The sequence below is a fragment of the Pseudoalteromonas sp. S1609 genome, assembly GCF_005887255.1.
GTDB lineage: Bacteria > Pseudomonadota > Gammaproteobacteria > Enterobacterales > Alteromonadaceae > Pseudoalteromonas.
Genome location: NZ_PNDJ01000034.1, coordinates 13,228 through 36,809 on the forward strand (window position 1 = coordinate 13,228; position 23,582 = coordinate 36,809).

The window sequence follows — 23,582 nt, forward strand, 5'->3', positions numbered from 1 at the left end:
AATAACGCGTTAAATCGCGCGTCCTCAACCTGTTGCGCTACAATTAACGCCCCACCTATAAACACAAAGATTTCAATCATCGTCTAAAATCCCTTTGGTGTGTTTTTTTACCTGATAAACAACGAGCGCGCCGAGTATGGCGCCCGCTGCAGTTGTGAGTAACCATTTTGTGTTCATGCTGCTAATGCGACTCCCTCACGCGCTTGATTTAGATTAAACGCACCTTTTGCTCCCTCAAAATCGGCCATTGCAAGCATGAGTTCTGGGTAAAGGTGATCGGGAATTGGGTCGCTGCTGGTAATACCTAAACGCTGACCAACATAGTTAATATAACTTTGTGTATGGTTAACATACGTTTGGCCGTTATGTTCACCATTGGCAGGTGCCCAACGGTTAATAATGGTTTCTAGCGTGTAAGCGCTGTACTTATGTTTATAAGTCATAAGCAGTTTATAAGCTGCACGAAAACCAAACGCGGGCGTTATAAAGTCTTCATAGCCTTTGTCTATATCGCGCTCTCGCTCGCCTACCCAATCGTTACCCGTTCGTATGTTTAACGGATTGTTATAGCGCACGTTAAGTGGTGCGCGTTGCTGTTTTGTTAGCATATAAATAAACCCCATTGAGCAAAGGGCAACAAGTAAATTATACTTGTTCACCCTGCACCCCATTTAATGAATATAAAACTTCGCCGCTGTCGCTGATAACGTCACCGTTTACAACTTCACAGCCCACTAAATCGGCGCGATACTCATTTATTTTTATATCGCTTTCGCTAAGTGCTACCGACTCGCCAACCATACGAACACTTGCAACAATTGTTTTGTTTTCAGTAGTTGATAATGTAATTAAATTAAACATATTCTATTACCTCCCAATAAATCGTCGCAGGGTTTTGATTTGAATAAGAATGATTGGAAGCAATATAAAGTGCTGTACTGTTTTTGATGTAACCGCCGCCACTGATTGACCACTGTTTATCGTTATTACTATACGAACCTAAACCACTTCTGCATGATACATTTAACATACTCTTTTCAACGTTTACCGCTGAAATAATAACGTTTGCGTCATTACCAGTATTCGCAACTATCCCGCGCTGTATGCTTTTGATAGGCGATTTTGGTATTTCATTGACTGCTGTCGTTACTGCTGCTGTTAGTGTGTTTACTTGCTGTGTTAGCTCAATTATAACTAAATCACGTGCCGCATTAGTAGCAGCTTCGCTATCAACCGCTGATTGAACAACCGCGTTTTGAGTTGCTGCACTAGATGAATTTACACTTTCATGAACTGCTGCTAAGTCTGTATTTGCCTTTTCAAGCTTTAACTTGTTTCCAGCAGCAATGCTTTTTAACCATGAAAAATCTAGCGATTGCTCTGCGCTCTGAGCATCAATTAGCGGCTTTAAATTTGGTGGATTATTTACGCCCGCCATTGTTCACCCCCTGCCAGTGTTACGGGTTCGTCACTTTCATTTTTAACGAAAATAGACGCGGCCATGTTTTCAAACTCTTTTGATGCGGGCGCATTTTTATTGCCTGATAAAAATATACCGGTATCAACATTTAGCTCACTTGTACCCACACGAACCGCAGTGAAATTACCCGTTTCACCCGTATCAGTTATCACCTGAATTAACACATTACGGTTTTCTGCGTTGCGGGCTGGAAATACTTCGAGTGTTTGATTCACTGCTAACACGGTTTTATTAGGCGCTATCGACTCAAAGTTATTCGCGGGCAATATTGCCATTTTGCCGTTTTCAACGGTTGCATTAGCATCAACTTGGATTGACTCACGAATGCGTGTTACTTCAACTGCATTTGCGATTGAAACAACGCCTTTACCTACGGCGTAAACTTTGATGTTTGACGCTTCGTATTCAAATTCGATTTGTTCACTGCTTTCATTTCTAAAGGTGACTTGGTTGTAGCCATCAAGGTCGAGCACACGGCCAACCTCACCAACTAAGCTACCGAACTCACCCTCAATTTTAAAAGCGGCGCCTGAGTTAACAATTGATAGCCAGCGCGCGCCCATTGGGCGCTGCTGTTCTTCTCCTGCTTTTAACGTGACAATAGGCATTATTTACCTCTACTTATTGATGTAACAACAACCGCTATACCGATAACCCCAAGCGCTAACGCCATGTACTTAACCATCTGCCCAGCTTGGTTCGCTACAATGTCTTGACCTTGTAACGCGGTATTTTTGGCAAGCTCTGAAATTATGCTTTTATCTTCGGTTGCTGATTGTGCAATTTGTGCAACGGTTTGCGCTGAATTATCTAGCTGCGTTTGTGTAGTGCTGCGTAAGCTGTCTGATAACTCGGTCACAGCATCGACACTAAACTCGCTAAAGCTATCAATTGTTGAGCGGCCAAAATCACCAACCTCATTAATTGCTGTATTTGCTGTATCGCTTACGCGGTTTACTGCGTCCCCTGCAAAATCTAATGATGAGTCAACAACTCGGCCATTCTCTTTTATTGCATCAGCGGCTGTTTTAGCAGCTTCTGCTGCGGCTGCTCTGGCTGCATCAGCTGCAATCTCAGCCGCTTTATTAGATGCATCAATAGCAGCCTTGCTAACGTTTTCGTTAGAATCAAGCGCCTTTTCACCAAAACTTAACGCACCGCCTGCAACATCACTTGCAAAGTCGAACGCGTTATCAATTGCGCCACCATCAAGCACATTGATATTGCCACTATTACCAGCAAAATCACCGTCATTTTCAACGCTATTATCTATATCAATTTCCCATTCTTGGGAATTATCAACGCTGTTATCATTTGATGATTCGTCATGTGTAACGTTGCCACCAACGCCCGCATAATCACCATCATTTACAATATTGTTAGTGGTTTGCTTGTTGCTGGTTGATTGATTGCTTTTAGATTTACCCCCCATGCAAATCTCCTAGCGCGTTAATCGCAGCATAGTAGGCAACTTACCAACGTTGCCGCCAATCGCATCACGGCGCGCTCTGCGAACTGCGCGGTTAACCTTACGACGCTTTAGTTTATGGGCGCCTTTTTTAGTTAATATTTTCATAAATTTACCCTGTAGATATATTCGTCATTACCAAATATGGCTTTACGAACTTCGATTAATTGCGGCTTGATGGCTAAGGCGCTTACACCTTTAGCCACAAAGTAAGGGTTTTTAGTGTGGTAACGAACTGAGCTAAAACCGCGCTGTTTTGCGAATAACACAAACTCATTTACTGCACTAGCAAGGTTTTTACCTGCCACGGCTACAAAAACAAGTTCTTTGCCCTCTGGGCGAACAACTGCAAATACGTTTTTATTGCTCGACTGGTAGACGCTCGCAACCCCTTGTTTAATTTCGCGCTTAATAACCCCAGCACCGCCTTTTAGTGCAGGTGCAAGGGTGTTTTTCGCTATTTCAAAAGAAACTTGTTGCATGTTATTTTTTCAACATATACACAAGGGCAAGGCCAGCAATACCAGCAATTAGCCACGGGTTAACGCCTGTGCCGCCATAATTCAAACCGCCGAATGTGGCATTTGAATTAAAGGTTTGGTCGCCATTTTTGGCACTGCTGCCGCCACCTGTTAAAGGGTTTGCACCTAACGCACTCATAGGGTTTGTTGCCCCCAAAGCGCCTGTACCTAATCCGCCTAATGCACCTAAACCAACCATTAGCGACTCCCCTTATAAACTTGGTAGGCGATGTAACCACCACCCGCAACCAAGCCTATTTTTACTGTGTTGTTTAATAATGAACTAAGCGCTAAACCACCTACGCCACCCGCCGCAAATACCAATAGTAAAGGCATATACCCCCCTTACTTTTTAAGCAGCATTAACACGACAATTGCACCACCAATAAACAATAATTTATTGTCTACCCCTGCAATAATCTGATTTGTTACAGCAGGGGCACCAGCTTGTTGGCCAGTACCCGAACCTGTAACCGCAACCGTAGTCGTGCCATCAACCTTATTTCCCTTTAACGGCTCAATTTCTTTGAGGTTGTCTACGTTCTTTGCGTTATCAGAATTTACTGATTTTTGGTAGTTGTCGTATTGGTCGCCGATTACGGTAGTTGCGCCATCGTATAAATCGCCGCCAACATCAACAACCGTTTCAACTAAATCATCCCACCAATTAGCCATAAAGCCCCCTTATGCCGCTGCTTGAAGTTCTAATTTCTGAACAGCTAGTTGTGCTAATTGCTGGCGTGTTGGTTTAGCCTTAACTTGTTTGAAACCTTGAATGTGCGTTTTGATTGCACCTTTACCGCTGACAACAAATTCGAAATTTAAATCAAGTGTATTAAGTGCACCCTCTTTGCCAAAGCCCAACGCTGTAAAGTCTAAAATGCAGTAACCTGCTTGTGGTGCAACACCAGCCATACGTTGTAAGCTGTAATCTAAATCGCTACGCATAACACGATGAATTACTTTAGAGCCACGCATAACGCGTATTTCTGAAATAGTTACTTCATTTTCAGCAAACACCATGCGCTGTACTTGCTCGCTTGCACTGCCGTTAGGAAACGACCATGCATGATCACCGCCAGCTGAACTGAATTGTGTTGCTTCGTAACGAGTTGGCACATATATTCGGCCTGTCGGTTTGCGATCAGTTACCCATGCTTTTGCGCGAAGAGTTGGCACATCTGGATCAGTTTCACCTTTGCCCTTAAACTTAATTTGCAAGCTTACTGAATCGCTTAATTCAGTAACTAATTGCGTTTGGTAAGCGCCTTCTGCTGTGCGGTATTCAAACTTAGATAAATCTAAAACAAAGCGGCCTGTTTCTTGGTGCTTTTGGTAAGCTTTATCGAGTACATCTAACATTGTGTTAGACGAGTAAACAACTGGGGAACCATCAATATCAATGGTGATTTTTTCAATTGTCGGTACTTCTTTTAGGTTTGTTTCCAACTCAATAGAGTGGTAAACAAGACCCGCTTGCAGTTTGATTACTGCTTCTTCGTTATAGGCAACACCTACTGCACCATCAAGCTGAATCATTGTTGGCTGCATTACACCCATCATCAGCGCAATGGCTGCTGAAATACTTGTTTCGTTCATGTTTTAACGTCCTGCGTTAGAGTTATTTAATATGCTGTTGGTTAGCTGACTAAAGCCAATTAACCGATTACGTCTTCTACTGCATCAACGTTGTTTGATGCCCATACAACACCCGCCGCAATCAGTGTGCAAATACCAATTACCATGTAGTTACTTTTGGTCAGTTTCATTTTGTTTGCTCTCGCTTTTACTGTTTAAAAAAAATTGTTTAATAAGTTTTACTGCGGCAAACGCAGCAACCGCTGCGCCTGCGCCGTATATAATTTGTTTGTTCACATTTGCGCTCTTAGTTGCGTTGTTTGCTTGAGTGGTTTTTAGTAAACGCTACCGTTTCGGCTTCGGTCAATGGGGGGAATTGAGGGTTAACCTATTAGGTTTATTTAGATGAAAAAAAACCGCAATTAAGCGGTTTTTGTTCGGAGAATGGTTATTTTAGGCTGCGTTTTTAAAAACGAACTCACTGCGAACCGTGTTATTAAACCCTGTCTCTTTAAAGTAATACTCGTGATGAGTGCCTTTTTTGTCCTTGAATTTTGTAAGGCTCATTATATCGGCGGGCTTAAGCTGTATTTCTTTTGCTACGCGCTCAGCATCACCTACAGAGTCTTGTCTACCAATCCATTTGTAGCCACTCATAGCAATAACCGTGTTTGGTATTGGGGCTAATCGTTGCGTAACGGAATGGCACATAATGTTAAATTTTCGCCCTGCTTCAAGTATTTCACCATAAATCGAGTCCTCATCGCCTGATGAGATTGTCACTCGATTTATTTCTTCCGCTACAAAGTGCAAGGTTTTTGGGTGCAGGCCGTTACCCATTGCCCACACGATACCAGCCGCTTTTAAAAACATCTCTCTGATAAGCGCTTTCTTTTTTGGTGGATTGTTAGGGGTGAATGCAATTTTAAAACCTTGCTTGGTTTTACGGCCAGCGTGTAAAGCCATTAAAAAACCTTTTAGGCTTGAATAGGTGCGAACTTTACGGCCTAAAAACTCTTTACCTTTATACTGTCCGTACAAGTCCCAAAATGCGACTTGATCATTTGCCTTTATAAGTCCTATTTTTTGGGTTGCAACTGACTTGCACGACCCCGTAGTACCCGCATACAGTGCATGAGTGATGTCTATTGCATCATTTGGGTTGATAGGTGATAAAGCCATGATTAAGCCGCCTTTGTTTGTTCTGGCGCGGTTTCTGGCTGCTGTTGTTCACTATTTTGCGCTTTTTGTTCATCAGTTGCGGTGGTTTCGTCTGTATTAACTACTTTTTCTTTATCCATTGCCTTAAGTTTCTTTATTTGACTCACTGAACCATAAGTGAGTGAGCCTACCGCAAGCGCTGCCATTACCTCGGCTTCATAATCGCCCATCATAGAGACTAACGAGCCGCTATATTTTTGTATGGCTGGGGCTACGGCTTTAATCGTTTCTTGTTTTTCAACGGGATTAATTGAAAACTTATGATGCCCGAACCTCTTAAACATAAACTCTAAGCTGCCTAAAAATTTGGTAGCAGCAAACAAAGAACCCTCTTCACTTTTGAGCTCTTTTACCAGTTCGGCTTGTTGTGCTTCTTTTTGCTCCTGAGTGAGTGGCTTTGCATCTTCAACCCCTGCGGCTTTTGGATCAAAGTCACCATCATCTAACCCCAACGCTTTTGCCATGGCTTGAACTTCATCTTCACGGTTTATTTCATCTTCAATAGATGGCTTAAACTCTTCGTTTAATGCGGCTTGCTCGGCTTGTTGTTCTATGCTTTTGTCTGTCATGATTTACCCTATTAAATTGCTAGTAATGCACCTAAGCCCGCGCCGATAATGGCAAACAGGCCAATACGCTTGGCATTTTCAGGCTTTGCCTGCTCTACTGGATCAGCTGTTTCGGTTTGAGCCTTTGTTTTAGCGGTTTCTATCGGCTTAACTGATTCGCTTGTTTCGGCTAATTTATCGGTTAACGGTTCGGCTTGCTTTTCGCTCGATACCGCATGTTTAGCGGCTTCTATCGGTTTAAGCGGTTCGATTGAGTGGTAAACCAAACCGCACTCCAAATTTATATCTTTAGTTTGACCTGCTGCGACTTGTTCATCTGGCACAAAATCCGCTGTTTTTTCTTCGAAAATTTTCACAGGTAATTCGCCTGGTAAGTCACAGGTTTTTTGCAAGGCTTCAATATTTGGCTGCATGTTATCGAGTATTTTTTGTTGATATTCTTTCCCTGCACATTGGTCGGTACCGCATTCCTCACAAATTAAGTAACGGGTGTTTTTACGCTTACCTTTTGGCTGGTGAACACTGGCAACCGAACCACAATGATGCAAATAAACACCTAATATCGGATTTCTACTGGTTCGTAGCGGATGCGTACCACCATCGGGTGCCGGTACTGTTTTAATTGGTAGTTTCATTGTTATTCCAAAAATATGAGTTTAAATAATCCCACAACGGCTAGCAGCATAAGAAGAGCAAGGCAGACGGCAATAGCAACAAGTGAATAACTTAAAACTTCAATCACTTGTTAACTCAATGAGTTTCTTTAATTCTTCAAGTTCTTTAATGGCCTGTTGGCTCTCTTGTTTCAGTTCCCCGCATAGTGCGACCATCATTTTTAATAAAACTAAGGTTTCATCCCCTAAATTTACCGCCGCTGTTTTGGCTTGGAGCATACTTGCGCGCTTAGTTACCAGCGCGGCCACTTCAACTTTATTAATTTGTGCGTTAATGTTTTTCATTGGTAACCCTTTCAAACGTTTCTGTTAATGTTGATGTTGTTTTTTCATAGGCGGCACAAGCAACAATGCGCTTTTTGCCATCAATAAACTTTTCTACCTGACCATTGTTAATGCAGTCTTGGGCTAACTCTCTATATGACACTTCACTAGCCGCTAAATAATAAAGCCAAGCAATAACCCCCAAACACAAAGTAGTTTTTAAAATATTAAAAAAGTCAGCGTTTAACTTTTTCTGTAGCTCGTCAATTTTCTCTAACACCTGCTCACCTTTTAATTAAATCGGCCTGAAAACCGCAAAAAACGAAATTTGTGGATAAGTGGACAGAATCCGCTGCGCGTATTACTGACACACTTACCGCACAATACAATCAGCCGTGGATATGTGGACAAAACCCCCTGCGGGGCTTGTTGACGCACATACCGCACCGCCCAATAAGTTTTCTTTTAATTTTTAATAAAATTGCTTGGCCTTTTTTGCGCCTAGCGGCGGGCCAAATGCTGGCCCCTGCGGGGCTATTCTCCTCACTTACGCCCATGGGGTTGTATGGGCCGCAATAAAGAGCCATTGCGACCCAGAATAATGTTGGCCCCTGCGGGGCTTTTCTCTGGGTTATGATGCGCGCCCTTAAAGGGCTGGGAACTGTTACTACTTGCTGCCCCTCGCTGCGCTTCGGGTGCAGCAAGCCCCTTGTAAACCGCTATAAGATTAACCGAACTCAATCGGTACTTATGCTAATTACAATAGAGGCGCCACACCCAAAGTCGCATTGAGGGGCTTATCAAAGAACATTAACCAATGTGCTTTGGTAAGCCTTACTTCGGATGGCGGTTTGCTTAGGCAAGCTTACCGCAAGAGTGACTTAAAAGAGCTTTCAACCTACGCCCCCCTTATGCCCCTGCTCACTCTCATAACGTTGGCCGTGTTCCTAACGGTTATAGGCGGGAAGGTGCGAACCTCCAATTACCCCAGTTGGGCGCTTATCCTAGCCAGTAATGTTATCGCTTCGTACAGGTTGAGCTTTCGGCATTGTTCCCGTGATAGCTCAATTGGGATACTCAACCCCCACGATTTTGGTACGCACAAACCACAAAACTCTATGATCCAATTTGTGCACAACCCCCAAAACCATTTATTTAACGAGTGTATTTTTAGGTAAAGCCACCGTAATAGCCTTAACTAAAAACACAAAAACCAGCACAAGGCTGGTTAATTTATTAGGTTTTGGGCTTTAGCCACTGCTTTGAATTTCTCAAACTCTTGCGGTAGCACTTGGCAAGAACCGCAATACTCACCTTTGCTAATAAAATAAATAAGCTCACATTCATCGTTAAAAAATAACGAATCAAAGAATACAGCCATGCCATTGTCTGTGCTGGCTATTTTAGTTTGAAGAGAAACCCTAATACTTGCACCCAGTGCATTTTTTAAATCTATTCTTTTTAATTTTTCTAGCATGATTAATTCCCTAAACTTGGCAGTTAACTTTTTTATTTTGTTCATGCTTGGTTTGGGTTGCGGCGGTTATTGTATTGCGCAATAACCGCCGCATGCTGCCAAGCATAGTGCAAAACAGTCGAATGACTGATTCGGGAGAATGATAGCCACAAGATGTGGAATAGTCCATACCCTGTGGCCTAGTGCACAATGTGTTAACTAGCACTATAATCTAGAAACCGACACGCCAAGACGGATGCAAAACATATGAAAATAACCACTTCGCTAGAACTTCTAGACTGGTTCAGAGATACCGCAGATATTGATTCAGACTATATGGTTTGGAAATTGACAGGCATATCAAAACAGACACTTAGCAGCATCAGAACTGGTGAACGTGAATTTGCAGAACATATCTCATTACAGTTACTTTTAATTGCAGACCACCCAGAACCCTTGAAAACATTGGCTTTGATAGAGGCAAATAAGGCAGAAAAGAAGGGAAAGCCTGAGATAGCTAAATTATGGCGCAAAAGCGCGGCTTAGATGAGTTTTACCCCCGTCATAATGTCGTTACTAAAAAAGGTAAATGCAAGGCTGGCGTGCCCTGCGATTGGGTTGGGTTCTTACGATTTATATTATGTTAAATAAGATAAGAGTGTACTTTATCAAACCAACTATCGGCAATTAGGTCACTTATAAACACGGTATTTTAGCCCTTTTATCGCTTAATATTTATATTCAATAAAATGCTCTACTTTATTAAATATAAAAACTCTGTAATGACATTTTAATTAACCAAACTATTTAGCTCATCAATTAATTGCTTAAGCTGTTTAGTTTCGTCGTTTAGCTTTTGCTGATACTTTTCAACTTTGCCATGCTTACCTTGGCGCTTAGCTTTTTTAAGATCGATTTTATATTCTTCAATTTCTGAATTTGTATCATCTATTTTTTGTTGTAACTCTGCTTTTAATCCATCATTGGTACAATATGCGTTTATGTTATTAAGTGCTTTATTAAGACCTGCAACTTTGTGTGAATTACCTTGGTGTTTTGAAGCTAATAACTCGAGGTTAACTTCACAGGCTTTTTCGCACATCCCGTTAAATCTGCACAATCATCTTTGGCCAATACGACTGTTGAACCGGCTAATAAAAAACTTATTGTAATACCTTTAATAATTGTCATTTTATAATTTTTATTATCTCGCATTGTTCATTACTCCTACTTAATTAGTCGTTAGCGGCAAAATACAGATAACAGCCCTTGCAGCTCTTCATTTATAACATGTTGTTTTACAACATCTTGCATAGGAGTATCTGAAACTGTGTTATTTAAAATACCCACCATTTTAGCGCTGTCTCCAGCACATAAAACCTTAACACTGTGTACGCCTAATCTTATTGCTAGCATACGATCCGCAGCCGATGGGTTTCCGCCGCGCTGTAAGTGCCCTAGCTTGGTTACACGTAAATCTATACTTGGATTTACGGCAGTTATTTTTTCACATACATATTCAACACCATTTTCATCGCCCTCAGATACCACCACGATAAATGCGTGTTCGCTATGATAATCGCTAATCTTTAGCAATAAATCATCGATATCTTTGTCATTTTCAGGGATCAATACTGAATCGGCACCAGAGGTTAAACCGGCATAAGTGCCAATATATCCGGAGTCACGCCCCATAACTTCTATAATAAACACCCTATTATGAGATTCTGCTGTATCTCTAATATTATCAATACATTGCATTGATGTATTTACTGCTGTATCAAATCCTAAGGTGTAGTCTGTGCCTGCAATATCGTTATCTATGGTGCCGGGAATGCCAATATAAGGGATATTGGTTATGTGTGATAACCATAAACAGCCTCTAAAAGAGCCATCGCCACCTATGACAATTAAGGCATCAATATTATTATGTTCAATTGTAGCTAAAGCTTGCTGTCTACCTGCCTCCGTTCTAAATCTTTCACTGCGTGCGGTTTTTAAAACGGTACCACCCAAGTGCATACTCTGTTGCAGGTTTTTACAATCAAGTGTCACTAAATCATTATCAATTAAACCCTCATATCCTTTTCGAACTCCTGACACTTTTATGCCTTGTTGTTGAGCGGTTTTTACGATGGCAAATAAAGCGGTGTTCATTCCCGGAGCATCACCTCCAGAGGTAAGCACGGCAATATGATGAATTGGTTGCATCGGTTCACGTCCTTAAAGCAAGCTATACATTAAAATGATAATAGCTGTTTATTGTTAGGCAGTGTTAACTAAGTGCAGTTAAGTTGATCTAGTTATGCGTTATTAAAAAATATTTTTCATAACAATAGAGGGAAGTATTTATATTGGCATGCTAACTTGCTATCAACATGCCGTGGTTAACTATTAATGTAGAGCAGCAGTAAACGGTATATTTTTACAAATTTCTGCTTCTATTATTAATAACTCTTCTAAACGATCATCAACTTCTTGTTTATCAAAGTATTCGTAAGCAAGTTCAACAAATAGATTTTTATGTTTTTCTTCAGACTTGGCTATCGCAACATAAAAATCTTTTTCTTTTCCTTCAGGTAAAGCTTCAGCAACTAAAGAAAAACGTTCGTGTCCCCTCGCCTCAATTACACCGCCAACAAGTAGCCTGTCCATTAAAAAACCATCGCGACCATGTCTAAAGTGTGCGCGAATTTGTTTAATGTAAGGGTCTTTTTTATCGTCACCTAAATTAGTATCACGCTCAATGAGTAATTTCAGCACTTGCTTGAAATGAATTAACTCTTCTAAGGCTAAGTCAGTCATGGCTTTAACTAATTTACGCTTATCAGGGTAATGTGAAAGCATAGACATAGCCATGCCCGATGCTTTTTTTTCAGCAGCAGCGTGGTCTTGTAAAAAAGTTTCAAAGTCGTCTAAAACAACTTCGGTCCATTCAAATGGCGTGTGGTATTTTAATTCAAACATATGGATACAACTTATAAAATAATGCGTGGATTTTAGCGTATTTAAAAATAAAAATCTTTGCTCGCGGTTTAAATTTGTCTCTCATAAGGTAAAAATTTATCTATCCGCCCTTTCGCTGTCGATTCAATTTTTAATGGATGTTTTATATCATTCCACGCGGTGACCTTACCCCCCATATTCATTTTTTCAAAACCATTTAACTCAGAGGTAATATTTAAAAAATCACAAAGCTGACTAAAACTGTTAGGGTTGGCAATATCTATCGCTAAAAAATCATCTTCTCGATTACTAAAATAAGCCTTAGCATTATTAATGTGTACGTTATAACAATCAGTTAAATACTGATCGTTATTTATATTATCTAGTGAAAAGTCTTTAAATGTATTTAAATAACAGCGCTTTAAATGAATATTAAAGCCACCATCTGCACGGGTTAAATTAGTGTGCATTCGCTGTAAAAGCTGTCTTATTGATGGTATCCATGCAGTAAGCTCTCGCTCTAAATATATAAATTTTGCGCCAGGATAGTATTTATCTAATACTTTAAAATCGTTAAATATGGGGGTGTCTGCAATTGCGACCGCATTATCAAAACAGGCGGTAGTGTATGCAGTATGAGCAGCAGGTATACCCAAATGTAAAAATGCATTACATACACTGGTGGTACCGGTTCGCGGTAAGCCAATAATAAATATTTTTTGTTTCATGGGGTTTTACATGTCTTTTTCTGAAAACCAAAGTGAAGTATTCTCAAGTGGTGTTAGTAAGGGTAAGTTTTTGTTTTCTAATCTAATAATAATCTTATTTTTGATATCTGCGTGCTCAATGGCACTGCGATAATACGCATTAAATAAGCGGTCAAACTCACCGTTATTACGCATAATTGCGAGCCCTTTTTCAACAGCTTGTGCAATTTCTGGGTTGTCTTTGCTAAAAAAGAAGTAAATGGCGGTTGGATATTGCAACATTAAATGTGGTACTACGGTTAAGTTTTCACCAGCATCATCTTTAAACGTATTTAGCTCCATTTTAACCTCAAGCAACGAACGAGGAAATACATCGCCCCTGCCTTTAATTAACATATTAAACAAAGAGCTGTATTCAATTGATGTTACTACAGGTAAACCGCTATCTAATAATATTTGTGTATCAGGCCAATCATGTCCCTGTATAAAATGTACTTGTTTGAAATCGCTCAGACTATTCATGCTTGAAAAACTATTGAGCTTATTTTGTGTGGTTACCAATAAGCGCCACCCGTATAAACCTTTAAAAATAGGCACTCTTACGGGCAATAGCTCTTTTTCTCGCTGCTGTGAAGTCATGGTCCATGCAACGTTGACTTCATCATTATGTATAATTTGTTTTAATGAGCGGCTTTGAGGCATAGAAATACTCGATGCTTTTAATGTATATTTTGCGCCGCTGTATTGTAAGGCCGTTCTCAATAAAACTAACGGATAAAGAACTTCATCTTCACCAACTCGCATCGTTTTTGGATAAACATAATTTAAACAATCAATACTTTGATTGCTATTGTCATTTTCTATTGCCCATACAAATGACGCCAACGAAGTGGCAAAACATAAGCTTATAAAAACAATAGCGAATCGCATCTTTATTTATCGACTTAACAATAAAATTAAGGAACTTACAAAAAGAATAGCAAAAGTCATCATCATACTTAATACACGTGCTTTTAGATTGTTAGTACTAATAGCTGAGCCATGAAGTGCACGGCTTATAAATAGCAAACCGCCAAGTGCATGCATATAATGACTTGCTAAGCCTTGATACTCTAATAAGAACAGTAAAATTAGGCTAATTGGTACATACTCAATAAAATTCCCATGAGCTCGAGTTGCACGTTCAAGCTCAGGATGACTCCCATTACCAAGTGAAATGCCTTCAGACTTGCGTATTTTTACAACATTAATACTCAGGTAAATATAATATAGTGCCAGTAAAGCAGCATAACTCGATATAATCACAGTATTTTTCCATTTAATTTTTAAGCAATAATAACACATAACTTAAGCTGTAAAATCACTTACTTTAGTATCAAATATGCTAGAGTGATTTATAGATTGGTATCGTAATAAGTAAGGATAATATGTATTTAAGAACAAAAATAACCAATAGCTACCGCGAAATAATTAACAGTATTGGGTTTTATCCCTCATTATTATCTGTTGCTTTTTTATTTTTTGCCGTACTGACAATGTCAGTCGAGTACTTAGCCCCCATCGAAAAACTTAAATCACTAATTTCATTTATATTAGTTGATAGCGCAGAAAACGCACGTACCATTTTAAGCACCCTCGCTGGCAGCATTATTTCGTTAACCGTATTTAGTTTTTCTATGGTGATGGTGGTATTAAATTCAGCCAGTGCTAGCTTATCCCCCCGAGTTGTTCCTGGGCTCATTACCCGTAAATCACACCAAATGGTATTAGGGTTTTATTTGGGTAGTATTATTTATTCAATAATAATGCTGATAAATATCAACAAACTCGATAATGGTAATACCGCGATTCCCTCACTTGGCGTATTGTTTGCGCTTGTTTTTGGGTTAATATCTTTAGGATTATTTGTATTTTTTATTCATTCTATTTCAAAAGCAATACAAGTAGATAACGTATTAAATGGCTTGTTTAGGCAAACAAAAAAAGAAATTCAAGACATTATCAATATGCAAGACGAAAACCCCGTTGATAACTTTCCCGAGTTTTCAAACTGGCATTCAATAAACAGTACAACCGAGGGTTACTACAAAGGGGTTCATTCTAATAAATTATGTGCCCTACTAGCAGATGAAAATATTGAGCTGTTTATTACGGTTAAGCAAGGTTATTTTACAGTTAAAGGTTACCCGTTTTTAAAGTGTAATAAGGACATATCTGAGAACGAAGAGTTAATTGAGAAAATTTTAGACTGTTTTATTTTTTATATAGAAGAATACATTAGCGACCATTACCGCTATGGGTTAACACAAATATCAGAAATTGCCGTAAAAGCTATGAGCCCAGGAATAAACGATCCGGGTACTGCCGTTAAATCTATTGATATGCTCAGTATATTATTAATAGAACGACTAAAGATTAATGCAATAAATTATTCATGCTATCAAAAAGATGAGCAACCATTGTTGTACTTTCATGAAACCAGTTTTGATGAACTGCTTCATGATAACTTCACCCCTTTACGCAATTATGCAAAAGCCGATGCCTATGTAATGACTAACGTTATTGAAGCATTTAAAAATATTTTATTTATTGCTAATGAGAATGTGGATGCACGAAACAGTGTGTTTAATTATTTAAATGCCATTGTTGATGATATTAATCAGCACATAGTTAACGAATACGATCGTCAAGAGATTAGTAATATGCTGTATGCCATTGTGCGTATTAGTGAATCACAAGGAAAGCAGTTGGTGGCACGATTTGAGCGCCACCCATCTATAAGCGCTTAATCAATATAATAAATTGCGTAACTTGATGCGCTTATTGTAATTTCACCAGCATGATATGCATCGGGTACATAGTTACTCGGTGCACCATCAGCCATCATTACTTTTTCACTGCGCATGTAAGGTACTGATGGCATATCAAGCGGACTTAAAGACGCACTATATAAGCCTTTCAATTCAACATCAAAATCAGCACTTAACTCTTTTGCCGCTGCTTTAGCTTGTTTAATAGCTAATTTTTGTGCTTTTTTGTGCAGCTCATCATAGTTGCTCGCTAAAAACTGCGTTTGTCTAATTTCATTAATACCATTATTAACTAAACTTTGTAAAAGCTCAGGGTATTTATTAATCGCTGAGAGTTTAATTGTAAGCGTTCTGGATACTTTAAACCCGGTAAACTCTTGCTTACCTGTTTCGCGGTTATATTGATTATCACGATAGATTGAGATTTGACCAGCATTAATATCTGCATCAGCTACGCCTAGTTTTTTTACTAAACTAATTGCACTGGCCATCGTAGTATCAGTTTGTTTTTTTGCGGCAATTAAGTTTTTATCTATTTCCGTAATACCCACTGTTAATAAAACATGATCTGGCATAGTCGTTACCGAAGCTTCACCTTTTACATAGATATGAGGCTCTTCAGGGGCATTAGTTGCATAGGCTGACGTGCTTAGCAAAGCAGCCGTTAAAATCGAAAGTGTTTTCATAGTTCTATCCTTTTAAATTGATTGCCTTAGTTAACACCTTATGTGGTTAATTGCAGATGAACAAGCATAAAAAAACAGGCAAAAGCCTGTTTTTTAGTAATGAAGCATTAAATGCTGCAACGCTTGTAGTTACGATACTTCGGTAACCAGTAGTTTCTGTCGATGGCTGCCCACAGAGCATCATCTGAAATCTCAAGAGCAACGCCCTCTTCAATTGCTTTTTTAGCGACGGCAAATGCAATGCGTTTACTAAGCGTTTCAATTTCTGTTAACGCAGGTAGTAAGCTACCTTTGCCCGTATTAGCTAATGGTGATGACTCTGCCAACATTTCACTCGACATAATTAGCATTGCATCGGTAATACGCGTTGCTTTAGCAGCAATTACACCTAAGCCAATACCTGGGAAAATGTAGCTGTTATTACATTGAGGAATTGGGTAAGTAACGCCGTTATAAACAACAGGCTCAAATGGGCTACCTGTAGCTACAATCGCTTTACCATCAGTCCATTTAATAACATCTTCTGGGTAAGCTTCTACCTGTTTAGATGGATTACTTAACGGGAAAATAATAGGTGCTTCACAGTTTGCGTGCATAGCGCGAATAACTTGCTCAGTGAATAAGCCCGGTTGACCTGATACACCAATTAAAATATCTGGTTCTGCACAGTGCATTACATCTAATAATGACGCGTATTCGCCGCTGTAAGTCCAATCGGCTAGGCAGCTCGTTGGTTGCGCTAACATTTGTTGGAAGTCGCGTAAGCCTTCCATGCCATCAGTTAATAAACCAAAACGGTCAACCATAAATACTTGGCTGCGAGCTTGTGCTTCACTGATACCTTCGGCCACCATAGTGCTAACAATTTGTTCAGCAATACCACAGCCTGCAGATCCTGCGCCTACAAACACAACTTTTTGAGTCGATAGTTTAGCGCCTTTAACACGACAAGCTGCTAATAAAGACCCCACAGTAACCGATGCAGTACCTTGAATGTCATCATTAAAGCTACAAATTTCATTACGGTAACGCTTTAATAATGGCATAGCATTTGGTTGTGCAAAGTCTTCAAATTGCAGTAACACGCTTGGCCAACGACGCTTAACCGCTTTAATGAATAAATCTAAAAACTCATCGTACTCATCTTGCGCAATACGCTTATGGCGTGCACCCATGTACATTGGGTCGTTTAATAGTTTTTCGTTATTCGTGCCTACATCAAGCATAACCGGTAATGTATACGCTGGGCTAATACCACCACAGGCGGTATATAAAGAGAGCTTACCAATTGGAATACCCATACCGCCAATACCTTGGTCACCTAAACCTAAAATACGTTCGCCATCAGTAACCACGATAACTTTAACTTTACCTTTAGTGGCATTACGTAAAATATCGTCGATTTGGAAACGATCTTCATAGGAAATAAACAAACCACGTGCACTGCGGTAAATATCAGAAAATTTTTCACAGGCATCACCCACAGTTGGGGTGTAAATAATAGGCATCATTTCTTCAATATGATCACGCACTAAACGATAGTAAAGCGTTTCGTTATTGTCTTGAATAGCGCGTAAATAAATGTGCTTATTTAAATTGTCATTAAAACTTGAGTATTGTTGGTAACAACGCTCAACTTGTTCTTCTATTGTTTCGTAACGAGGAGGAAGTAAACCTGCAAGATTAAAGTTTTCACGTTCTTTTTGGCTAAAAGCACTTCCTTTATTCAATAATGGGGTTTCAATTAGGCCTGGGCCAGAATAAGGAATATAAAGATAATTAGGATCGGTATTTGTAGTCATATTTCCAAGCTTTACTGAATCTTAAATAATGATCTGCCATTATCATTGTTAAAGGCTAAATTGCAATGACATTTAAGCTTGTCAGACCATTGAAAATGTTCAAATACAAGCGCTACTTTAGTATAAAGCCTCTCATATTTGGTGAATATGTTAGCTGCCGATTGTGGATTTAAAAATTAAACGCACATTAAACAAACGATTTATTTTTTAATGGTAACAACACTGACGGCTATTTTTAGGTTTGCTAATTTTTTACGTTAGTTAACATGCTATTTTCACTCAAATAGTTATTAACTATTAATCTGTTATATTTAAAACAGCAGGCAGCAAACCTGCTGTTTATTATACATGGTTTAAAATTTAAATGAGGCTTTATTATTACTTAAATCAGATAACGCCATCCCTTCTCTGCGCGGATCGGCGGCGCCATACAAGCGGTTGTTTTTAACTTCTACCGCATGCAGCCCTGAGTTTAAGTCAATAACACGTACATCATGGCCGCGCTTTTTAAGCTTAGGTACAAGCGCTTCAAGTTCAGTGCCTTTTTCAAGGCTAGTATAATCATTACGATTAGTTGTACGCGGTAAATTAATGGCTTGTTGTGCATTTAAATCCCAATCTAAAACGCCAATAACAACTTGCGCTACATAATCAATAATACGACTCCCACCAGGAGAGCCCACCACTAAACGTAAGCTGCCATCTTGGTTAAATACCATCACCGGTGACATTGAGCTACGCGGGCGTTTATGCGCTTCGACCCTATTGGCCACTAATTTGCCATTTTTACGTGGCGAAAGTGAAAAATCAGTCAACTGATTATTTAAAATATAACCATTTACCATCACTGTTGAGCCAAACGCCATTTCAATAGAGCTGGTCATTGAAACAGCATTGCCTTTGCTATCCACAATTGATACATGCGAGGTAGAGGGCAATTCAAAAGAATCATCATTTGCATAGCTTAAGTAATCAACAGGGTTGCCTGGCAATGCTTTTTGATCTTTTTCAGTAATTAATTTTGCGCGGGTGGCAATATAGTCTTTATTTAATAACTCTTGAGTAGGTACTTGGGTAAAGTCAGGATCGCCAATGTATTTATTACGATCGGCAAACGCAATACGTGACGCTTGGCTAAAGTAATGAATTGCCTCTGCGCTATTGGCTTTAATGTTTGCCATGTTTTTGTGTTCAAGCAAGCCTAAAATTTGTAGTACTGAGATACCGCCACTACTTGGCGGCGCCATAGAGCAAACATTATAAACTCGGTATTTTATACAAACGGGTGCACGCTCTTTACTGCTGTAATTAGCAAGATCTTGCTCAGATAATTTACCAGGCGCAATTTTTGACTGCTGTACTGCTTTTACCATAGCTTTGGCATTATCGCCTTTATAAAACGCATCTATCCCTTTTGAAGCAATGTCTTTATATAAATTAGCTAATGGCTGATTTTTTTTAATACTGCCGACTTCAATTACTTTGCCATTAGGAAAAAAATACTCATTAATCACCGGCATACTCATTACGCCTGGGTTTAATTGTCTAACCAGTAAACCATGTAACCGAGGCGATACTTCAAACCCTTGTTCAGCAAGTTTAATCGCAGGTTCAAATAAGCTAGCCCAAGGTAAAGAACCGTACTGTTTATGGGCGCTGGCAAATGCATGTAAAATACCGGGTACGCCTACAGAGCGTCCACCTACAACCGCTTCAATCCATTTTACTGCGTTGCCGTGTTTATTTAAAAACAGGTTTTCATCGGCATTACTCGGCGCGGTTTCACGGCCATCAAAGCTGGTGAGTTTATTATTCGCTTTATTGTAATACATCATAAAGGTACCACCGCCAATACCTGATGATTGCGGCTCAACTAATGTAAGTACTAATTGGGTGGCAATAGCGGCATCAACCGCACTGCCGCCTTGCGCTAAAATGGCTTTACCAGCTTGTGAAGCATACGGGTTAGCGGCGGCTACCATGTACTTATCGCCAGCCACTAATTTCTTATGTACAACACCTGTGGCCGCTTCAGGTTCACGTGTTTCAATTGTGCTAGCGTTTTGTGCAAACAAAGGAAAAGACAAGGCACTTAGAGTCAGTGCGAATAAACAGTTGAGCTTAAAATTCATAATCACTTAATAAACTTAAATTGCATGGAAGATAATTGGCATCTTAAAGTTAAACAGGCACAATATGCAAAAATAAATATAAAAATGATCGCTAAATGCTTAATTTACCTCTTCAGCCGCGCTATGTTTTCCCTCCCTTATGTTTAATTGTATTAAGTACTTTCTTAGCATGGCTGGGTATAAACAACGAACTTGAATTTAATCGTCAACTGATTGAACAAGGCCAACTGTGGCGTTTGTTTACCAGCCAATTTGTACATGCCAATTGGGCGCACTTAGGGCTGAATTGTGCCGGTATCGCGCTTATTTGGTTATTGCATGGTGAGTACACATCCCCAAGCAGATATAGTTTTAATATTGCCACATTGGCAATTTGGTGTGGCTTAGGTGTTTTTTGGTTTTGCCCCACAATTACAATTTACACAGGGCTTAGTGCAGTTTTGCATGGCGTGATCATTTGGGGAGCCATAAAAGATGCCACTGTTGGACTTAAATCGGGTTATGTGTTGTTTATTGGTGTGTGGGTAAAGCTAATCGCTGAACAAATAAATGGCCCTAGTGCTGATATTGGCGCATTGATCAACTCAACGGTGGCTGTTGATGCACATTTAATTGGCGCGATTGGCGGCGCATTGTTGGGCGTTCCTTTAATTATTAAATTCATCAGCAAAAATAAAGAATAAAAAAACGCCACATTGTGGCGTTTTTTATCAACTTACCGCTATTTATAGTGTTTCTTTAAACAGCTTATAAATTCGACGGTATTCATCTAACCAGCTCGAAGGCTGCACAAAACCATGCGGCTCTACTGGAAAGATTGCTGTTTCAAAGTTTTCTTTCTCAAGCTCGATTAAACGTTGTACTAAACGCACTGAATCTTGAAAAAACACATTATCATCAACCATTGGCGCATTTATTAATAAATGCTTTTTAAGCCCTTCTGCATAGTAAATAGGTGAACTACGTTCATAAGCAATTGGGTCAACATCTGGGTGATTCAAAATGTTAGCAGTATAGCCTGTATTATAATGTGCCCAATCAGTCACAGGGCGAAGCGCAGCACCTGATTGAAACAAATCTGGCGCAGTAAATAACGCCATAAAGGTCATAAATCCGCCGTATGAACCACCGTAAGTACCAACCGCTTGAGTATCAACGTTGGCATTTTCAGCCATCCATTTTACGCCATCTGCTAAATCTTGTGTTTCAGGTGTTCCCATTTGACGGTAAATAGCAGTACGCCAATCACGGCCATAACCTTTAGAAGCACGGTAATCCATATCCATCACTACATAACCTTCATCGGCAAGTAATGAATGGAACATAAATTCGCGAAAGTAACCAGACCAACCCATGTGTGAATTTTGCAGGTAACCGGCACCATGGTTAAAAATAACCGCTTTACGGTTTTTACCTGTTTCACCTTCTTGGTAATCAGCTGGGTAATAAACTTTGGCGTATATTGGCTGATCTGTATTGCTTGAAGGCACAGCAACAATTTTAGGCGCCGTTAGTTTTTTAGCTAAGAACGCGTCAGATACCGTGTTAGTTAAACGAGTTGCGGTTGTGTTTGCTTTAGCCTCAGCTACATAAAGTTCAGTCGGCATGGTAATTTTAGAGTGTTTTAATAATAACTTAGACTGATCAGGGCTTAAGGTGTAATCTGTCATGCCATTTAAGTCTGTTACTTGCTCGCTATCACCTGTTTGTGGGTTTACACGGTAAATTTCGTAAAGACCTGGATGCTCAACATTCGCTTTATAATAGATAGCACTATTGTCATCAGCGAGGGTTAAATTAGATACTTCAAATTTACCCATGGTAAGCGCAGTCGCTTTACCATCAAGTGGCTTTTTATAAAGCTGACTATAGCCCGACTCTTCTGATAAATAATACAGAGTATTGGAATCATTTAACCAACCAAAGTCGTTAAACGCATAAGCAATCCATGCGTCGTCATGTAGTCGATGTTGAGAGACAAGTTTGTTATTTTCAAAATCTACAGTGGCTAACCAACGATCTTTGTTATCCCATGCTTCAAGCATAATCGCTACTTGGCTACCATCATCGTTCCAGCTGATGGGTGATTGATTCCAACCCCAGTCTGAAATAACGTTAATACCACGAGGTTGTTTTTTAGATTTATAGGTTTTACCGTCACGGGCGAAGTTTTCTTTTTTAACCTCAGCAAGTACATCTTCATCAAAACCAGGTAAGGTGTTAAACCCTAATGTGGTTTGGCTTTGATCTGCAAGGTTAATATAAACAAGCTCTGAGGTTTGCTCTTTAGAATCAGCTACGCGACGGCGAACTTTTTTAGGCTCTATCGTCGCATCATCAGTGATGTAATTAGGCATAATATCGCCTTCACCACGCCATGAGCTTTTTTCTTGTACTACTACAATTAATGCATCGCCATTTGGAGAAAGCTCGGCTTCATCAACCGTGTTGCCATCACCTAAATAATAATGGGTGTTAGCAATTGAGCTATTACTCGCTTTTACTTGCTCTTTGCGCGCATGCTTGTCTTGTTTATTTTTATGCTGTAGTGCAATGTAATCAATCAGCTTATGTTGCTCTTTGGCGATATAAGTTGATGGTTCTTTTACGCCTTGTGGTTTATCAGCCAGTTTTAAGTTGGCAATTTCACGGGTTAAACCTGTGGTTAAATCTACTTTAAAAAAGATATTACCCTGACGATACGCTAAGTTACCGTCGTTTAAAAATTGTGGTTTTGACTCTGTCGCAGAGCTTTGCGTAATTTGTTTAATTGCGCCTGATTTTACGTTTTTGATAAATACGTTACCCTCAAACACATAAGCTTGAAGTGACTTATCGTTTGAAAAAACAGCTTTACTTGAACCAACACTGTGTAATTTTTCTAGTGCCACTTGCTCTGCTGTTTGTGAGTTTACAGCTTGAGCGAATAAATCTCTTAGCTCACTACCTTGCTGCTTACGCGAGTAAATGATGGTACTTGAATCTGCACTCCAAAAAGCGCTTTGCGGTTGGCGTCCAATCCAATCAGGGTGAGCCATGGCTTGTTCAAGGGTAATTTTTGAATCGCCCAAATCTGCGGGCGTGTTAACAACACTAGCAACGGTGGTATTTGTTTGAATAGATGAGTCAGTAGAAGTTGTAGCGGTTGCGGTACAACCCGCTAACATAACACTTGATGCAACAGCGATTGCAACAAGTGTTTTAGAAGATGAGAATTTAAAAATCATAGTGCTTCTTGACGGTTATTATAATTAACCATATTTAAGCA

At 39.7% G+C, this 23,582-nt stretch carries 30 protein-coding genes; 3 read left to right on the forward strand and 27 right to left on the reverse strand.

Going from position 1 to position 23,582, the window contains the following annotated elements; translation table 11 throughout:
* Positions 1 to 173: 173 nt before the first annotated feature.
* The 17 genes from CWB76_RS10140 to CWB76_RS10210 form a co-directional block, all read right to left on the reverse strand.
* Complete coding sequence (locus tag CWB76_RS10140) at positions 174 to 659, reverse strand: hypothetical protein (RefSeq protein WP_249363165.1); 486 nt, start codon at positions 657 to 659, stop codon at positions 174 to 176.
* The gene (locus CWB76_RS10145; protein WP_138607288.1) at positions 646 to 861 is read right to left on the reverse strand and encodes a hypothetical protein; all 216 of its coding nucleotides are present in this window, start codon (positions 859 to 861) and stop codon (positions 646 to 648) included. The genes CWB76_RS10140 and CWB76_RS10145 overlap by 14 nt, the downstream gene beginning before the upstream one ends.
* Complete coding sequence (locus CWB76_RS10150; protein WP_138607290.1) at positions 854 to 1,438, reverse strand: hypothetical protein; 585 nt, start codon at positions 1,436 to 1,438, stop codon at positions 854 to 856. The genes CWB76_RS10145 and CWB76_RS10150 overlap by 8 nt, the downstream gene beginning before the upstream one ends.
* Complete coding sequence (locus tag CWB76_RS10155; RefSeq protein ID WP_138607292.1) at positions 1,426 to 2,088, reverse strand: hypothetical protein; 663 nt, start codon at positions 2,086 to 2,088, stop codon at positions 1,426 to 1,428. Before CWB76_RS10155 ends, CWB76_RS10150 begins: the two co-directional genes overlap by 13 nt.
* Positions 2,088 to 2,912 carry a hypothetical protein gene (locus CWB76_RS10160; protein ID WP_138607294.1) on the reverse strand — a complete coding sequence of 275 codons (825 nt, stop codon included), beginning with the start codon at positions 2,910 to 2,912 and terminating at the stop codon, positions 2,088 to 2,090. The genes CWB76_RS10155 and CWB76_RS10160 overlap by 1 nt, the downstream gene beginning before the upstream one ends.
* 9 nt (positions 2,913 to 2,921) lie before the next feature.
* Positions 2,922 to 3,056 carry a hypothetical protein gene (locus CWB76_RS20455; protein WP_283235059.1) on the reverse strand — a complete coding sequence of 45 codons (135 nt, stop codon included), beginning with the start codon at positions 3,054 to 3,056 and terminating at the stop codon, positions 2,922 to 2,924.
* Positions 3,053 to 3,430 (reverse strand): hypothetical protein, encoded by a 378-nt coding sequence (locus CWB76_RS10165; RefSeq protein ID WP_138607296.1) that lies wholly within the window; start codon positions 3,428 to 3,430, stop codon positions 3,053 to 3,055. The genes CWB76_RS20455 and CWB76_RS10165 overlap by 4 nt, the downstream gene beginning before the upstream one ends.
* A 1-nt stretch (position 3,431) precedes the next feature.
* Positions 3,432 to 3,668 carry a hypothetical protein gene (locus CWB76_RS10170; protein WP_138607297.1) on the reverse strand — a complete coding sequence of 79 codons (237 nt, stop codon included), beginning with the start codon at positions 3,666 to 3,668 and terminating at the stop codon, positions 3,432 to 3,434.
* Complete coding sequence (locus CWB76_RS20065; protein WP_171039619.1) at positions 3,668 to 3,805, reverse strand: hypothetical protein; 138 nt, start codon at positions 3,803 to 3,805, stop codon at positions 3,668 to 3,670. The genes CWB76_RS10170 and CWB76_RS20065 overlap by 1 nt, the downstream gene beginning before the upstream one ends.
* 9 nt (positions 3,806 to 3,814) lie before the next feature.
* Positions 3,815 to 4,144, reverse strand: coding sequence for a hypothetical protein (locus tag CWB76_RS10175; RefSeq protein ID WP_138607299.1), 330 nt, complete (start codon positions 4,142 to 4,144; stop codon positions 3,815 to 3,817).
* Between the two features lie 9 nt (positions 4,145 to 4,153).
* Positions 4,154 to 5,068: a major capsid protein P2 gene (locus CWB76_RS10180; RefSeq protein WP_249363166.1), complete on the reverse strand. Its 915-nt coding sequence runs from the start codon at positions 5,066 to 5,068 to the stop codon at positions 4,154 to 4,156.
* Positions 5,069 to 5,500: 432 nt separating this feature from the next.
* Positions 5,501 to 6,229 (reverse strand): hypothetical protein, encoded by a 729-nt coding sequence (locus CWB76_RS10185; RefSeq protein WP_138607301.1) that lies wholly within the window; start codon positions 6,227 to 6,229, stop codon positions 5,501 to 5,503.
* A gap of 2 nt (positions 6,230 to 6,231) precedes the next feature.
* Positions 6,232 to 6,837, reverse strand: a complete 606-nt coding sequence (locus CWB76_RS10190) for a hypothetical protein (RefSeq protein ID WP_138607303.1) — start codon at positions 6,835 to 6,837, stop codon at positions 6,232 to 6,234.
* An 11-nt stretch (positions 6,838 to 6,848) separates the two neighbouring features.
* Positions 6,849 to 7,472 (reverse strand): hypothetical protein, encoded by a 624-nt coding sequence (locus CWB76_RS10195; RefSeq protein ID WP_138607304.1) that lies wholly within the window; start codon positions 7,470 to 7,472, stop codon positions 6,849 to 6,851.
* Positions 7,473 to 7,571: 99 nt separating this feature from the next.
* Positions 7,572 to 7,796 carry a hypothetical protein gene (locus tag CWB76_RS10200; protein ID WP_138607306.1) on the reverse strand — a complete coding sequence of 75 codons (225 nt, stop codon included), beginning with the start codon at positions 7,794 to 7,796 and terminating at the stop codon, positions 7,572 to 7,574.
* Positions 7,783 to 8,055, reverse strand: coding sequence for a hypothetical protein (locus CWB76_RS10205; RefSeq protein WP_138607308.1), 273 nt, complete (start codon positions 8,053 to 8,055; stop codon positions 7,783 to 7,785). The genes CWB76_RS10200 and CWB76_RS10205 overlap by 14 nt, the downstream gene beginning before the upstream one ends.
* Before the next feature lie 948 nt (positions 8,056 to 9,003).
* A complete protein-coding gene (locus CWB76_RS10210; protein ID WP_138607310.1) occupies positions 9,004 to 9,252 on the reverse strand; it encodes a hypothetical protein in 249 nt (82 codons plus the stop codon).
* Between the two features lie 246 nt (positions 9,253 to 9,498).
* On the opposite strand from CWB76_RS10210, the gene CWB76_RS10215 reads away from it, so the two are divergent.
* The gene (locus CWB76_RS10215; protein ID WP_086994068.1) at positions 9,499 to 9,777 is read left to right on the forward strand and encodes a hypothetical protein; all 279 of its coding nucleotides are present in this window, start codon (positions 9,499 to 9,501) and stop codon (positions 9,775 to 9,777) included.
* Positions 9,778 to 10,021: 244 nt separating this feature from the next.
* Here CWB76_RS10215 and CWB76_RS10220 read toward each other — a convergent pair whose 3' ends face one another.
* From CWB76_RS10220 to CWB76_RS10245, 6 genes are all read right to left on the reverse strand, one after another.
* Positions 10,022 to 10,333, reverse strand: coding sequence for a DUF1090 domain-containing protein (locus CWB76_RS10220; RefSeq protein WP_249363167.1), 312 nt, complete (start codon positions 10,331 to 10,333; stop codon positions 10,022 to 10,024).
* Between the two features lie 140 nt (positions 10,334 to 10,473).
* Complete coding sequence (locus CWB76_RS10225) at positions 10,474 to 11,442, reverse strand: ATP-dependent 6-phosphofructokinase (protein ID WP_138607312.1); 969 nt, start codon at positions 11,440 to 11,442, stop codon at positions 10,474 to 10,476.
* A gap of 183 nt (positions 11,443 to 11,625) precedes the next feature.
* Positions 11,626 to 12,198 carry a MiaE family protein gene (locus CWB76_RS10230; RefSeq protein ID WP_138607314.1) on the reverse strand — a complete coding sequence of 191 codons (573 nt, stop codon included), beginning with the start codon at positions 12,196 to 12,198 and terminating at the stop codon, positions 11,626 to 11,628.
* A 68-nt stretch (positions 12,199 to 12,266) separates the two neighbouring features.
* Complete coding sequence (locus CWB76_RS10235; protein ID WP_138607316.1) at positions 12,267 to 12,905, reverse strand: sulfotransferase; 639 nt, start codon at positions 12,903 to 12,905, stop codon at positions 12,267 to 12,269.
* A gap of 6 nt (positions 12,906 to 12,911) precedes the next feature.
* Complete coding sequence (locus tag CWB76_RS10240) at positions 12,912 to 13,814, reverse strand: transporter substrate-binding domain-containing protein (RefSeq protein WP_138607318.1); 903 nt, start codon at positions 13,812 to 13,814, stop codon at positions 12,912 to 12,914.
* A 6-nt stretch (positions 13,815 to 13,820) separates the two neighbouring features.
* Entirely contained in the window at positions 13,821 to 14,189 is a 369-nt protein-coding gene (locus CWB76_RS10245) for an MAPEG family protein (RefSeq protein WP_138607320.1), read from the reverse strand.
* Positions 14,190 to 14,311: 122 nt separating this feature from the next.
* On the opposite strand from CWB76_RS10245, the gene CWB76_RS10250 reads away from it, so the two are divergent.
* The gene (locus CWB76_RS10250) at positions 14,312 to 15,673 is read left to right on the forward strand and encodes a DUF2254 domain-containing protein (RefSeq protein ID WP_138607322.1); all 1,362 of its coding nucleotides are present in this window, start codon (positions 14,312 to 14,314) and stop codon (positions 15,671 to 15,673) included.
* Here CWB76_RS10250 and CWB76_RS10255 read toward each other — a convergent pair.
* From CWB76_RS10255 to ggt, 3 genes are all read right to left on the reverse strand, one after another.
* A complete protein-coding gene (locus tag CWB76_RS10255; RefSeq protein WP_138607324.1) occupies positions 15,670 to 16,380 on the reverse strand; it encodes an SIMPL domain-containing protein in 711 nt (236 codons plus the stop codon). The two genes, CWB76_RS10250 and CWB76_RS10255, sit on opposite strands and share 4 nt — an antisense overlap.
* Before the next feature lie 107 nt (positions 16,381 to 16,487).
* Positions 16,488 to 18,182: an NAD-dependent malic enzyme gene (locus CWB76_RS10260; protein ID WP_010389997.1), complete on the reverse strand. Its 1,695-nt coding sequence runs from the start codon at positions 18,180 to 18,182 to the stop codon at positions 16,488 to 16,490.
* A gap of 353 nt (positions 18,183 to 18,535) precedes the next feature.
* On the reverse strand, positions 18,536 to 20,314 hold the full coding sequence (gene ggt / locus CWB76_RS10265) for a gamma-glutamyltransferase (protein ID WP_138607326.1): 1,779 nt from the start codon (positions 20,312 to 20,314) through the stop codon (positions 18,536 to 18,538).
* A 95-nt stretch (positions 20,315 to 20,409) separates the two neighbouring features.
* Between ggt and rrtA the strand changes: the two genes are divergently transcribed.
* Positions 20,410 to 20,997, forward strand: a complete 588-nt coding sequence (rrtA, locus tag CWB76_RS10270) for a rhombosortase (RefSeq protein ID WP_138607328.1) — start codon at positions 20,410 to 20,412, stop codon at positions 20,995 to 20,997.
* A 42-nt stretch (positions 20,998 to 21,039) separates the two neighbouring features.
* On the opposite strand, the gene CWB76_RS10275 is transcribed toward rrtA, so the two are convergent.
* On the reverse strand, positions 21,040 to 23,541 hold the full coding sequence (locus tag CWB76_RS10275; RefSeq protein ID WP_138607330.1) for a S9 family peptidase: 2,502 nt from the start codon (positions 23,539 to 23,541) through the stop codon (positions 21,040 to 21,042).
* Positions 23,542 to 23,582: the final 41 nt, after the last annotated feature.